This window comes from Enterococcus silesiacus, assembly GCF_001886225.1.
GTDB classification, from domain to species: domain Bacteria; phylum Bacillota; class Bacilli; order Lactobacillales; family Enterococcaceae; genus Enterococcus_L; species Enterococcus_L silesiacus.
This window is the reverse complement of the sequence record NZ_JXLC01000009.1, coordinates 65,090-78,833: the sequence shown is the minus strand read 5'-3', so window position 1 is coordinate 78,833 and position 13,744 is coordinate 65,090. Positions and strand designations below refer to the sequence as shown.

The 13,744-nt window shown below is 37.9% G+C and carries 13 protein-coding genes; 11 read left to right on the top strand and 2 right to left on the bottom strand.

Annotated elements, in window-relative coordinates; genetic code table 11:
* Positions 1-112 precede the first annotated feature (112 nt).
* The 6 genes from RV15_RS08055 to RV15_RS08030 all read left to right on the top strand — a co-directional run bounded on the left by RV15_RS08055 (position 113) and on the right by RV15_RS08030 (position 4,873).
* Positions 113-331, top strand: coding sequence for a YqgQ family protein (locus RV15_RS08055; RefSeq protein WP_010760500.1), 219 nt, complete (start codon positions 113-115; stop codon positions 329-331).
* Positions 332-1,303 carry an ROK family glucokinase gene (locus tag RV15_RS08050; protein WP_071877542.1) on the top strand — a complete coding sequence of 324 codons (972 nt, stop codon included), beginning with the start codon at positions 332-334 and terminating at the stop codon, positions 1,301-1,303. It abuts the gene before it with no gap.
* A gap of 15 nt (positions 1,304-1,318) precedes the next feature.
* Positions 1,319-1,717 (top strand): rhodanese-like domain-containing protein, encoded by a 399-nt coding sequence (locus RV15_RS08045; protein WP_071877541.1) that lies wholly within the window; start codon positions 1,319-1,321, stop codon positions 1,715-1,717.
* 136 nt (positions 1,718-1,853) lie between these two features.
* Positions 1,854-2,219 carry a DUF488 domain-containing protein gene (locus RV15_RS08040; protein ID WP_071877540.1) on the top strand — a complete coding sequence of 122 codons (366 nt, stop codon included), beginning with the start codon at positions 1,854-1,856 and terminating at the stop codon, positions 2,217-2,219.
* 27 nt (positions 2,220-2,246) lie between these two features.
* Entirely contained in the window at positions 2,247-4,082 is a 1,836-nt protein-coding gene (locus tag RV15_RS08035) for an FAD/NAD(P)-binding protein (protein ID WP_071877539.1), read from the top strand.
* A 146-nt stretch (positions 4,083-4,228) separates the two neighbouring features.
* A complete protein-coding gene (locus RV15_RS08030; RefSeq protein ID WP_071877538.1) occupies positions 4,229-4,873 on the top strand; it encodes a CPBP family intramembrane glutamic endopeptidase in 645 nt (214 codons plus the stop codon).
* A 457-nt stretch (positions 4,874-5,330) separates the two neighbouring features.
* Here the strand turns inward: RV15_RS08030 and RV15_RS08025 are convergent, their stop codons facing one another.
* Positions 5,331-5,498 carry a DUF3042 family protein gene (locus RV15_RS08025; protein ID WP_010760505.1) on the bottom strand — a complete coding sequence of 56 codons (168 nt, stop codon included), beginning with the start codon at positions 5,496-5,498 and terminating at the stop codon, positions 5,331-5,333.
* Between the two features lie 259 nt (positions 5,499-5,757).
* On the opposite strand from RV15_RS08025, the gene RV15_RS08020 reads away from it, so the two are divergent.
* The 4 genes from RV15_RS08020 to RV15_RS08005 all read left to right on the top strand — a co-directional run bounded on the left by RV15_RS08020 (position 5,758) and on the right by RV15_RS08005 (position 10,928).
* Entirely contained in the window at positions 5,758-6,918 is a 1,161-nt protein-coding gene (locus RV15_RS08020) for a galactokinase (RefSeq protein ID WP_071877537.1), read from the top strand.
* Positions 6,919-6,978: 60 nt separating this feature from the next.
* Positions 6,979-7,965 (top strand): UDP-glucose 4-epimerase GalE, encoded by a 987-nt coding sequence (gene galE, locus RV15_RS08015; protein WP_071877536.1) that lies wholly within the window; start codon positions 6,979-6,981, stop codon positions 7,963-7,965.
* A 468-nt stretch (positions 7,966-8,433) separates the two neighbouring features.
* On the top strand, positions 8,434-9,915 hold the full coding sequence (gene galT, locus RV15_RS08010) for a UDP-glucose--hexose-1-phosphate uridylyltransferase (RefSeq protein ID WP_071877535.1): 1,482 nt from the start codon (positions 8,434-8,436) through the stop codon (positions 9,913-9,915).
* Positions 9,916-9,941: 26 nt separating this feature from the next.
* On the top strand, positions 9,942-10,928 hold the full coding sequence (locus RV15_RS08005; RefSeq protein ID WP_071877534.1) for a LacI family DNA-binding transcriptional regulator: 987 nt from the start codon (positions 9,942-9,944) through the stop codon (positions 10,926-10,928).
* A 31-nt stretch (positions 10,929-10,959) separates the two neighbouring features.
* On the opposite strand, the gene RV15_RS08000 is transcribed toward RV15_RS08005, so the two are convergent.
* Positions 10,960-11,979 (bottom strand): immunoglobulin-like domain-containing protein, encoded by a 1,020-nt coding sequence (locus tag RV15_RS08000; protein WP_071877533.1) that lies wholly within the window; start codon positions 11,977-11,979, stop codon positions 10,960-10,962.
* A 242-nt stretch (positions 11,980-12,221) separates the two neighbouring features.
* Between RV15_RS08000 and RV15_RS07995 the strand changes: the two genes are divergently transcribed.
* Positions 12,222-13,715 carry an AcpB/EbpR/MafR family transcriptional regulator gene (locus tag RV15_RS07995; protein ID WP_071877532.1) on the top strand — a complete coding sequence of 498 codons (1,494 nt, stop codon included), beginning with the start codon at positions 12,222-12,224 and terminating at the stop codon, positions 13,713-13,715.
* Positions 13,716-13,744 lie beyond the last annotated feature (29 nt).

Below are 13,744 nucleotides of genomic sequence, written 5' to 3'. Positions count from 1 at the left end.
AAATAAGAAGAAATTCGTAAAAATTTGAAGAGCAATTTCTATGATTTTTTTCTTATTTCTCGGAGTTAAACGCTTTTTTCTCAGCCTATTGTGTAATAAGGAAGTGCATTTAATGGAAACGCTATATGATGTACAGCAGTTATTTAAACAATTCGGCATTTACATTTATGTAGGTGCTAGAATTTATGATATCGAGTTGATGATGATTGAATTGAAAAATATTTATGAAGGTCACTTGATTGATCGAGACACATATCTCCATGCGAGGAGTGTTTTGCAAAGAGAACATCGAATTGAAGAAAGCAGAGCGACTGAGAAAGGAACCGAGTAAATGGATAAGAAATTGATTGGAATTGATTTAGGCGGAACAACGATTAAGTTTGCGATTTTAACAACTAATGGAGATGTTCAGCAAAAATGGAGTATTGAAACCAATATTCTAGATGAAGGCCGTCATATCGTGCCAGATATCATTGAATCAATCAATCACCGAATTTCTCTTTATGAGATGAAGCATGAGGATTTTATCGGGATCGGCATGGGCACGCCAGGTAGCGTCGATATTAAGAAGGGCACAGTAGTTGGTGCTTATAATCTTAACTGGACGAAAAAGCAAAATGTAAAAGCACAAATCGAAGAAGCAACAGGCATTCCTTTTGTATTAGATAATGATGCTAATGTGGCCGCTTTAGGTGAACGTTGGAAAGGTGCTGGGGAAAACAATCCAGATGTTGTTTTCATCACACTTGGGACTGGTGTTGGCGGCGGGATTATTGCAGAAGGTAATTTATTACACGGCGTGAATGGTTGTGCTGGCGAAATTGGCCACGTAACCGTTGATCCTGGTGGGTTTGAATGTACTTGTGGTAAACGCGGTTGCCTTGAAACCGTTTCCAGCGCTACAGGCGTGGTACGAGTTGCTCGACATATGTCAGAAGAATATGCCGGTGATTCTCAGCTAAAACAAGCAATTGATGATGGTCAAGATGTTTCAAGCAAAGATGTCTTTGACTATGCACAAGCCGATGATCCATTTGCTTTGATGGTGGTTGATCGTGTGTGTTATTTCTTAGGTCTTGCAATCGGTAATGTAGGAAATACGTTGAATCCGTCTAGTGTTGTCATTGGCGGCGGGGTTTCTGCAGCGGGTGAATTTTTACGTAGCCGTGTCCAAACATATTTTGAAGAATTTACTTTCCCAGAAGTTCGTACCAGCACGCAAGTTAAATTGGCTCAATTAGGCAATGAAGCCGGTGTTATCGGAGCTGCATCGCTTGCGTTACAATTCATGGAGAAAGAGTAAGAAAGGGATTTTAGAATGAACGTTTTATGGATTATCAATGGAATTTTATTAACAATTTTACTAGCAATGGGAATCAATGAATTATATCTTAGAATCATGGCAAAACGCTCTGCCAAAACAATCACAGAAGAAGAATTTAAAGAAGGCATGAGAAAAGCTCAAATCATTGATGTCCGTGAAAAAGACTCATTCGATGCAGGTCATATTCTTGGTGCGCGCAGCATGCCTTATACAACGATCAAAACAACGTTGAATTCGATTCGTAAAGATCAACCTGTTTATATTTATGATCAAAAAAAATCATTAAGTATTCGGACAGCCAATCAATTACGTAAAAATGGCTATAAAGATCTTTATATTTTAAAAGGCGGCTATGAAGGTTGGACTGGTAAAACGAAAAAGAAAAATGCATAATTAATCAAGTACAGAGCAGGAGACGAAGGTTCGTAACGGACAACGTTTCCTTCTCTGTGCTTTTTGTTTCCTGAGAAAAATCGTAAATCGTTTCTTTTTTGCTCAATTACGCTAAAATGAAGATGAGGTGACAAACATGATCCAACTAAAAAGAGCGTATGCAAAACCTGATGCTGCTGATGGCTATCGAATATTGGTCGATCGATTGTGGCCTAGAGGAATGTCGAAAGAAAAAGAGCATTTAGATTTGTGGTTAAAAGAGATTGCACCGAGCAACGAGCTTAGAAAGTGGTTTAATCATGAAGTGGCTAAATATCCTGAATTTAGAGAAAAATATGTCATAGAACTACAATCAGGTCAAACACAGGTTGCATTTCAAGAGCTTTTGCAAATCATGCAAGCGTATCAGACACTTACTTTGATCTATAGTGCAAAAGATGAACACCATAATAATGCGGTCGTTTTAAAAGAAGTGCTAGAAAATAGTTGCTCAAAGAAATAAACGAAAAAAGCTGAAAGGAGGAAGCGAATGAAAATTGTGATTGTTGGTGGTGGCCCCCGAGGTCTTTCAGTGTTGGAGCGAATCGTGGAATGGTCAAGAGAAGAGCAGGTAGTCCAAATTACCATGTTCGATCCTTATGGTCCAGGTGGCAAGGTATGGCGGGAAGATCAGCCGCTATCGCTGTTGATGAATTCAGTAGCTTCCCATGTTACTTTATTTACCGATGAAACGTTGAGTACTAAGGGACCTATAGCTAAAGGGCCAAACTTATATGAATGGGCCCAACATGAAGCGGCAGTTTTTATCAAACAAAATAATGTTGAAAATAAACAAAAACTTCTAGAAGAATGTGCAAGCTTGGGACCTAATGATCACTGTTCACGCGTCTTTTATGGCTTATATCAAAAATGGTTTTATGAGTATGTCCAAACAAGAATGACTGAACAAACCTCAGTAAAGTTTTTTAAAGACACTGTCAGAGCGGTGAAAAAGCAAGATGAAAAGTTTTTAGTTTATACCAAAGCAGTAGAAGCTACAGCGGACACTGTTATCTTAGCTTTAGGACATCAAGAAATTGAACTGACGAGAAGTGAAAAAGAGTTAGCGTCCTATGCTAGTGAGCATCGTTTATTTTACTCATCACCTAAAAATGCAGCAGATGCTCATCTTGAAGCCATCACGGACCAAACTCCAGTTATTATTAGGGGACTTGGCTTAGTATTCTTTGATTATCTTACTTTATTGACCAGTGATCGTGGTGGTCATTTTGAAGAGGAGCAGGGGAAATTAATTTATCGTTGCTCGGGTAAAGAGCCTAAGATCATTGTAGGTTCCAGACGTGGAATGCCTTATCATGCTAGAGGAGTTAATCAAAAAGGCTATGGAAAAGAATATCAGCCTCGTTTTCTGAAGGAAAAAAGTTTGAATAAGTTTAAAAGAAAAGAACGATTTTCCGCTGAACAGTTTTTTGAGCTTTTAAAAAAAGAAGTTGAGTTTGCATACTATTCAGCATTGCTCAAAGAACGTTACCCTAAAGTTAATCAGGTGCGTTTTTGCGAAGAATTCATTCGAACAAAGGGAGCCAGTTCGATTTTAGAAAAATATAGTATTGCTGAAACTGACTATTGGGATTGGTCGATCATTGAGCAACCTGATCAAGAAATAACAGAGGCTGAATCGTTTCGATCGTTCATTAGCAGATATTTAGAATGGGATTTTAAAGAATCTACAAAAGGCAATTTATCTGGACCATTTAGTACAGCATTAGATAGTCTCAAGGATTTGCGAGACGAAGTTCGTTTTACTTTGGATCAAAAGCTATTTTCTGATGATGATTATAAAAAATGGCTATGGGATTGGTTTACTCCGTTGAATGCGTTTCTATCGATTGGTCCGCCGCTAGAACGGACGGCTGAATTAAAAGCGTTGATTGATGCTGGTGTTGTCACAATGCTTGAACCAGGAATGAAGATTGAGACAGGAAAAGGTGAATTCGTTGCATATTCAGCAAAAAATCCCGTTCAAAAATATCAGGCCCATTTTTTACTAGAAGCAAGACTACCAAAAACGGCGAATCAAATCAGTTTAAATCCTCTGGTCCAGCAGCTGTTAAGAGAAGAAATGGCAGGACTGCATGAGCTGGAATTAGCCAATGGAGAATTGTATCAAACAGGGGCACTTTTAGTCGATTATAAAACAAATCAAGTACAGTCTAAAGCTGGAAAAACGATTGTAGGATTGTTTTGTTATGGGGTTCCAACAGAAGGAATTCATTGGCTGACTGCAGCAACATCAAGACCTGGAACTGATCCTTGGAATCTACGTGAAGCAGATGTGATTGCGAGCACTATTTTTGAAGCATAGAGGGAAGAAGATAGTTTTGAAATGAGTATATACTTGAGCGTAGGGGGATTTTTTTCTGCAAGCGACTTTCTTTTAAATTTAGGGATTTTCATATAAACTAGGGGATATTCATTGCTATTATTATATGAAAAAGGAGTGTTGGATGTATGAGAAAATCAAATGAACCATCTACTAAGGCGGCTGTCCGTCCGGAGTTGTTATTCCTTGTTACCCTTTTGATTGGGATCAGCTATCAATTTATTCCCGTATTATTTCCAGAAAATAGTGTCCAATTTTTAGGAACTATTTGGAATGCTTCGTTTAGTTTTCTAGCAGGTTTTTTTCTTTTAAAAAGTCCTTTTTTAGAGCAGTTTAAACAGTTTAAATTTACAGTCTTACTGTATGGCATTCCGTTGGTGCTCGTGGTCGGTATAATTTCCGGCATAGTTTTTAAAACGTTTATTGGGCAAGCAACAACAAATTCTATCAGTGACGTGTTGACAAAGCAGATGATTTTCACACAAATTCCGATCATGTTGCTAGGTGAAGAACTATTGAGTACCAATTTAATCTTAGCGCTTGAAGCTAAAGGTGTTTCATTTAAATGGGCGAGCTTAATTTGTGGGGTGCTGTTTGCACTATGGCATATACCAGCATATGGTTTTCATATAGCTCAGCTTTTGATTACGCTTATGCCTGTCCGTTTGGCTCTAAATTATGTATGGAAGAAATCTTCCAGTGTTTGGATCAGCTGGATCTGTCATTTTTTGTATGATGGTTTGAGCTTTGTCGGAATTTTGTTTGGAAAATAAAGGCTATCTAAGTAAAATACAAGCCAAAAATTGCTGTGAAAGTTCAAGCGATTTTTGGCTTGTTTAATTGATTTTGTTGATGTGTATTTCTAGTGTCTAGCTACACAAAGCAGCCCTCTAGGAAAATAGATAACCTGTACATGGAACAAAAGGCGTTCCCCATACAGATTCCTAATTTTCAAGAGGGCAAAGCGCTTTGCTCCGCTTTTCCTATGATCCAGCTGCGTAAACCAACTCTTCGGAAAAAAGATAAATCCTGTTCGTGATAAAGAACATCACAAACAGGATTTTCTATTTTTCTGTCAGAGTTAAGCGGTTTATTCCGCTTTTCTTGATCTAGTTGCACACGTTAGATCCATCGGCGATAACGACAAATAATTCACAGGGCAAAGTACCCTGTTAAAATTATTTCTCTTATATCGCTCAGGATCTGAACAAACGTGTTCCACTTTTCCTATTATCGAGAGATGCGTTTACGCATTGCTTTTTTACGGTTTTCCTCGATCATGTCTTCTTTTTCTTCAATCGGATCAAGAACGGTTTTTTTGATAGTAGCGGCAAAGCCAACTACAGCGGCACAAGTTACGGCTGTGCCTACAAGCATACCTGAAATAAATTTTTTCATATAAGTCTCTCCTCTCAGTTAGTTACACATCTCTATTATGAACTAAAGTCAGAAAAAAATCCAATAGATAGTAATGAAAGCGCTGTAGTTTTGGCCAGTGTTGATTGAAAAACAGGAAGATATGTTTATAATGTTTTGTGTCATAAGCCTATTTTTTCTTTTTAAGAGGTGGTTTTGTAATCGTTTTACGAAATAATTTGTAAAAATTTAGTAAATGTTTTATAATTAATTTACTAAAAAGAATGAAGAGGTGACAATTGTGGAAAATGAATTGAAAGAATTGTTTTATTCTGTATTTGGGGTAACTTCTGAAGAGGTATATTTTGCACCTGGGAGAATTAATTTGATTGGTGAACACACTGATTATAATGGCGGGCATGTTTTTCCGGCGGCTATTACAATCGGGACTTATGGTGTTGCTCGTAAACGAGAAGATCAAGTTATCCGTTTTTATTCAGAAAATTTTTCGGATTTGGGGATTATCGAACTTTCTTTAGCTGACTTAACTTACAAGGAAGAACATGATTGGACAAATTATCCTAAGGGGATGATTCATTATTTAATAGAAAATGGTTATGCTATTGATCATGGATTGGATCTTCTTTTTTACGGTACAATTCCAAACGGCGCTGGTCTTTCTTCATCCGCTTCGATCGAGCTGTTGACCGGGGTTGTGTTAAAGGATCTTTTTGATTTAGATATCAAAATGCTGGACGTAGTCATCACTGGAAAACGTGTAGAAAATCATTTTATTGGTGTAAATTCAGGTATTATGGATCAATTTGCGATTGGTATGGGACAAAAGAATCAAGCTATTTTATTAGATACCAATACATTAGATTATGAATTGGTACCGGCAAACTTTGGTGAATATGTGATTGCGATCATGAATACAAACAAACGTCGAGAATTAGCGGACTCAAAGTATAATGAACGTCGGGCGGAATGTGAATTAGCTTTAAGCCGCTTGCAAACCGTTTTACCAATCAAGTCATTGGGTGAGCTTACACAAGAGAGTTTTGAGCAACATCAAGCGATTATTGCAGATGAAAAATTGATCCGCCGTGCAAAGCATGCAGTAACTGAAAACCAGCGCACGATCAAGGCAAAAGAAGCACTCGTAAAAAATGATTTGAAAAGCTTTGGAGAATTACTGAATGCTTCTCATGCGTCTTTAAAAGATGATTATGAAGTGACAGGAATTGAATTGGATACATTGGTGAATACCGCACAAAAGCTTTCTAGTGTGCTAGGAGCCAGAATGACGGGCGCGGGTTTTGGCGGATGTGCGATTGCGTTGGTGAAGGAAAGCGAATTAGCAGATTTTATCGAACAAGTAGGGCAAGTCTATCAAGAGAAGATTGGTTACCCAGCAGATTTTTATATGGCTAATGTTGATGATGGGGCTAGAAAGCTGTAAAATAGAGAGTGCGTAAAAAGGATTTTGAATTCTGATAGATTTAAATATGGAGGTAGTAATATGTCAATTTTAGTTTTAGGTGGAGCTGGGTATATTGGCTCTCACGCGGTGGATCAGCTGATTAGTAAAGGATATGAAGTGGTTGTTGTTGATAATCTTTTGACAGGACATAAAGAGGCAATTCATAAAAAGGCAACCTTTTACCAAGGGGATATTAGAGATAAACCTTTTATGCAAAAAGTCTTTCAAAAAGAAACAATTGATGGTGTGATCCATTTTGCTGCAAGTTCACTTGTCGGCGAATCGGTAGAAAAACCATTAGTATACTTTAATAACAACGTTTACGGAACTCAAATCGCACTGGAAGTAATGAAAGAGTTTGGCGTAAAAAACATTGTATTCTCTTCAACTGCTGCAACCTATGGGGAACCAAAAGAGATGCCGATCGTAGAAACGATGGCAACTAATCCAGAAAATCCATATGGTGAAAGTAAGTTAATGATGGAAAAAATGATGAAATGGTGTGACCAAGCATATGGTATACGCTATGTTGCGTTGCGCTATTTTAATGTAGCTGGTGCTAAATCTGATGCTACAATCGGTGAAGACCATGATCCAGAGACGCATTTGATTCCGATCATTTTACAAACGGCTTTAGGCCAAAGAGAATATTTAGGGATTTATGGTGATGATTATGATACACCTGATGGCACCTGTATTCGTGACTATGTTTATATAGCCGATCTGATTGCAGCCCATATTGCAGCTTTAGACTATTTACAAAAAGGTAATGAAAGCAATGTCTTTAATTTAGGAAGTAACACCGGATATTCAGTCAAGGAAATACTGGAAGCAGCTCGAGCAGTAACTGGCAAAGAAATACCAGCTAAAGTGCTACCGCGTCGTGTAGGTGATCCGAGCAGACTTGTTGCTTCAAGTGAAAAAGCAAAAAATATCTTAGCTTGGCAGCCTCAAGTCACAGATATCAGCCAGATTATCAAAACCGCTTGGGATTGGCATGTTAGTCATCCGAAAGGGTATGAATAATTCTGATGAAGGGGAATGTTGTTAGGGTATATTGTCCAGCTTCACAGGCTAGCCTTTCGGAAAAAAGATAAAAATGGAGTGAGACAAAAGAGCGTCCCAGTCAGTTTTCTCTATTTTCCGGTCAAGGCTGAACGAGCCTGTTCAGCTTTTAATGTTATCTAGTTCCACGGGCCAGCACTACGCTCTGCTTCGATCTCAACAATTCCTAAGAGCTAAAGCTCTAAGGAGTGAAGGTCTTCGGGAAAAAGATAAAAATTGAATGAGACAAAAAGCATCTCAATCAATTTTTCCTATTTTCCATTCAAGGCTGAACGAGCCCGCTACACTTTTAAATTATCTAGCTGCACAAATCAAACCTTAGGAAAATAGACAAATTGTCAGTGAAACAAAGAACGTTTCAAAGCCAATTACCTAATTTTCTACAGGATTAACCGATTTGTTCCGCTTTTAAAATTAGGAGGAAACGTTGTGTCAATTAGTCAAACTATTACCGATTTTGTAACGTTGGCCATTCAAGCAGGTGGCTGGATGGAGTTGGATCGTCTTTATTTGCAAAATCGTGTACTTGCAGCAATTGGTGAAGAGTCATTAGATGCTATTTCTCCCACAGTAGTGAAAAAGTCTTCCTTGGAGTTAATGGATGAATTAGTTGCTCAAGCTAAAAAAAATGACATAGTGAAAGAAACGTCAGCTGATTTAGAAATTTTTGAAGCACAATTGATGGATTTTCTTACGCCACCACCTTCAGTCGTCAATGCTCTTTTTGCTCAATATTATGAAAAAGATCCAGCAGACGCGACCGATTACTTCTATAAATTAAGTCAAGAAAATGATTACATCAAGACACGTGCAATTGCAAAAAATATTGTTTTTCCGGCAGAAACTGAGTATGGTCAGTTAGAGATCACGATCAATTTATCAAGACCAGAAAAAGATCCAAAAGAAATCGCAGCCCAACGTCAAGTGACTCAAGTAGATTATCCAAAATGTGTTTTATGTATGGAAAATGAAGGTTACAAGGGACGGACAAATTATCCAGCTAGAACGAATCATCGAATCATTCGGATGAATTTAGATGGGGAAAGCTGGGGGTTTCAATACTCCCCTTATGCCTATTATCATGAGCATTCAATCATTTTATCAGAAGAACATCGCCCAATGGTGATTTCAAAAGAAACATTTCGTCGTTTAGTCCGAATCACAGAAGTATTGCCGCACTATTTCGTGGGTTCTAATGCGGACTTGCCGATTGTTGGCGGTTCGATCTTAAGTCATGATCATTATCAAGCAGGACGACATGTTTTTCCGATGGAGAAGGCAGAGATCGAACAGTATTTTGAATTAAATGAGTATCCCTTGATGAACGCTGGAATCGTCAAATGGCCGATGTCTGTGATTCGGCTACAAAGCCCTAACTCAGAAGATTTAATTGAAGCAGCTGCCTTGATATTGGCTAAGTGGCAGAACTATTCTGATGAGTTGGTCTCCGTTCGAGCATTTTCAGCTGATGGGACACCTCATCACACCATTACTCCGATTGCGCGTCGGAAGGGATCGTTATTTGAGCTAGACCTAGTTTTACGGGATAATAATGTTTCATCAGCGTTTCCAAATGGCATTTTCCATCCCCACCAAGAGGTTCAACATATTAAAAAAGAAAATATTGGTTTGATCGAAGTAATGGGATTAGCTGTGTTACCGCCTCGTTTGAATGAAGAATTAAAAGAAGTCGCAAATTATGTTTTAGCGAAAGAAAATCAATTAGCGGATTATCACAAGCCATGGGCCGATCAAATGAAAAATACTTATTCATTTAACGAAGAAAATGTAGAAGAAATCATCCAAAAAGAAGTCGGCCAAATTTTTGCCCAGGTCTTAGCGGATGCTGGTGTTTACAAGCGAACACCAGAAGGTCAAGCAGCGTTTAAACGCTTTATCGATAGGTTGTAAGTTTGTAAAAGAAGGCAGGTGAACAGATGGCGACAATCAAAGATATTGCAAAATTAGCAGGTGTCTCCCCAGCAACAGTTTCTAGAGTCCTAAACTATGATCCAGATCTTTCTGCTGGAATCGAGACCAAGCAAAAAGTATTTGAAGCTGCTGAAGAATTAAATTATACGAAACACAAAAAGAATAGTAAAACGACTAAAGCTAAAATTATATTGGTTCAATGGTATGACGAAGCGGAAGAACTAGAAGATATCTACTATCTTTCTATTCGTTTAGGAATTGAAAAGAAAGCCGAAGAACTTGGGCTTGAATTAGTCAAGCGCTCGTTAGAAGAACTGAGCACAGAAGTTTCAGACGGACTTATTGCACTAGGAAAATTCACTAAAGAACAAGCTGATTTTATGTTTGAAATGAATGCCAATCTTTTGTTTGTTGACTTTGACGCGCTTTATTTAGGTTATAATTCTTTAGTCATTGATTTTTACCAAAGTATGTCTGCTGTTTTAAATTATCTTATTGAGCATGGGCATCAAAAAATCGGCATTATTGCAGGTCAAGAATATACTAGGGAAAGTAATGAATTGCTTGAGGACAAACGACTGACGATCTTTAAAGAAATTTTGGGTCCTAAAAATATGCTGAATGATGCCTATGTTTTAACTGGACCGTTTACTGTTGCTAGTGGGTACGACGTGACGAAGCAATTTTTGCAGCAGCACCCAAGTGATTTTCCAAGTGCGTTTTTTGCGTCTAGCGATGCTCTCGCTGTTGGAGCTTTAAAAGCAATCCAAGAAGTGGGTTATAAAGTACCAGAGGACATTTCAGTAATTGGGTTCAATGATATCAGTGTGGCAAAATACGTTAGTCCACCGCTAACAACGATTAAGATCCATACGGAATGGATGGGCGAATTGGCCATTGAAACGATTTTCTCATTGATTCACACACAGACACCTGTAGCAAGAAAAATCACGATTGCGACAGAACTGATAGAAAGAGCATCAACGAGATAACTTCTCGCTGATGCTTTTATTGTTTATTTGACTACTTATAAGCAATCACAAATAGATTGATATCATCATTAACACAGCTTTGTAGTGTGATTCGTTCACCTCCGCCAGTGTCAACCGTCAAATCCCAGTAATTGGTACCACTACCAACCTCTGTTCCGTAGTCGTCTAGTTGAAGCAGTGTCCGCACAGTGTAAGTAGTAGGAGTTCCATTTGCATCGGTAACGACGATTTGACTGCCTGCACCTAGTGAGAAGACAGTTGAAAAGGCACCAGGATTATGACCGATAAAATGAGTATTTTGTCCGTCATCTCCTGATTGAACTGCAGCTCCTCCCCAAGTAGAAGCAACACCTCCGGGATTTGAATCAATCACGCTTTGTCCGCTACCTTGTCCGCCATTTTGATAAGGGATTGTTTGCCCGTTCATTGTAATGGTCATAGCTCCAAAGGTAGGATCTGCTGGAGGTTCAGGAGCACTCAGCGGTTCAGCTTGAGCTGGTTCAACAGGTGGTTCAGCTTGTGCTACAGCAGGTTGTACTGATTGTAGATCAGCTTCTGGTTCACTTTTTGGCACAATCCGAAATGTTCTTTCGGCAACCCCGGTATTACCGCTGGCATCAGTAGCAGAGAAATGGATAGTCTGTGTTCCAATGACTGAAGTATCCAAAGTTTCAGTAGAAGCAACTTTTTCCGTAACGTCTCCGTCCTTGCTATCACTAGCAGTGACACCTTCAAAAATATCGACTTGTTCATTTTGCTCAACAGTTTCTTCAGGGGCTGTAATAGTTGGCGCAGTGGTATCTTTAGAAGTATTGACGGCAACTACTTTTTCTTTATTTTGTTTTTTCTTAGAGTTAGTCGTAAGCTGACTCAGTTCTTTGCCTGTGGGAACATTTTTTATTAATGTGACTTTGGCTTTTCGTGGTTCACTATTCAAGTGATTCAATCGGCTAGCCGCATCAGTAAAAATAAATCCGCCAATCAACAGTGTAATACTTAAAATACTGATGAAACCAATGATGATCGTGTGTTTAATTGTGTTTTTTTTCATGTAGAATCCCTCCAAAAAATGTGGTGAGATTTTCCATTTATCGATAAATTTTAAATCCGCGTTTTTATATTTTTATAATAAGAGCTGTTTTTAAATAAACCAATTGAGGTGCGCTTTAGATTAATTCAAAAAAGGGTAAGAAGATGCTATAATTGTTGTTAAATAGGGATTTCTTCAAAAAAATCTTAACTAGTGGAAAATTTTGAAGATAAACCTGTATAAATGAGAAATGAGGAGAGAAAATGGAGAGATTGTTGTCGCCGTCTATGCATCGAAGAGTGTTGTTGTTGAATTTATTGAATGGACCTAATAGCTGGATTACCTCGGATTATTTAGCTGAGAGCATTGACTGCTCGAAAAAAACGATCATGTTGGATTGTCAGTACATAGAAGATCGTTGGTCCGATTATTTGACGATAGAGACCTCTAGAAAACATGGTATTCGACTGATTGCCTCGCCGCATCGTTCAATTCATGAAATTTATATAGAAATCATTCAAGAGTCAAATGCCTTTTCTTTATTAGAGTCGATTTTTTTTGAACCAAGGCGACCTGCGCAATTTTGGGAACAAAAATTATTTTTGAGTAATTCTAGTTTGTATCGTTTATCAAACCTAATCAGTTCAGCTCTAAAGGATCGTAATATCCAAATGAGTCGTTCACCTTATTTTGTTCATGGAAAAGACGAACGGCAGATTCGCTATTTTTTTACTTGTTATTTCATTGAAGTCTATGGTATTCGTGAGTGGCCGTTTCATTTAGATCGAGACAAAATTTTTCGATTATCAGACAAGATCAATAGAAAATTTGAATTAGAACTAAACGATAGTCAGATTGTTCATTTGGCGTATTCAATCGCTGTAACAATTATTAGGGAACGTCAAGGTTTTTTGATTCAGAATCGAAAAGATCCAATCAATAGCTTCGTTAAAACAACCATCGATGTTAGAAAATACCAAGCAGATGTAGAAGAGATCGCAGAACCCTTAAATGTAGTCCTTCCTGATAATTGGTATGAAGATTTTTGTTATTCTATTTTTTGGTGGGACTTTGGTTGGGATAATGAACAGGAGAAAGTGAATGTTATTCATCAAGCCGAAAACTTGGTGTTGACGATCAAAAAAGCTCTCTCAATCTCTATTTCAGAACAAAGTAGTGTAAGTATTGTGCGCTTGATTGAGTATATCTATGCCAAACACAAGATGTTTCCTTATAAAAAGTTTATGGTTTATGATCGCTACTTATACTCTAGCCGAGCAATCAAACAAAACTTTATAGTTTTCACAGCGGTTGTAAACAAAGCCTTAGGTGTGCTGGAGGCTAAAATGAAGTTTCCGTGGAAAACAATGTATCTAGATGGCATTCTTCATGAAATGGCCATTCGCTGGCAAGACCTTAGCAAACTCACAGATGAGATGAGGCATCAATTATCTGTTTTAGTTTTAAGTGATTTAGGGAAGGAGCATGCACAGCTCCTTAGCTCCATTTTAAAAGAAAATTTCCGAAACAAAGTCAACCTTTCCGTACAGGAAAATCATTTTTATAATCAGTCAATGAAATCTTTTAATCAAGAATACGATCTTTATGTATCAAATTATGCGGTTGAAACTGTAGATGAAAATATCAACATGATCGTTGAAGATATCCCATCATTTAAAAATTTAACCGATTTACGAAAATACATTGATAAAAGAAGATTAGTTTTACCTAAAGATATTGCGTATTTAAATACTTGATCTGTTATGTTAATTGGTGTGACAAGCCA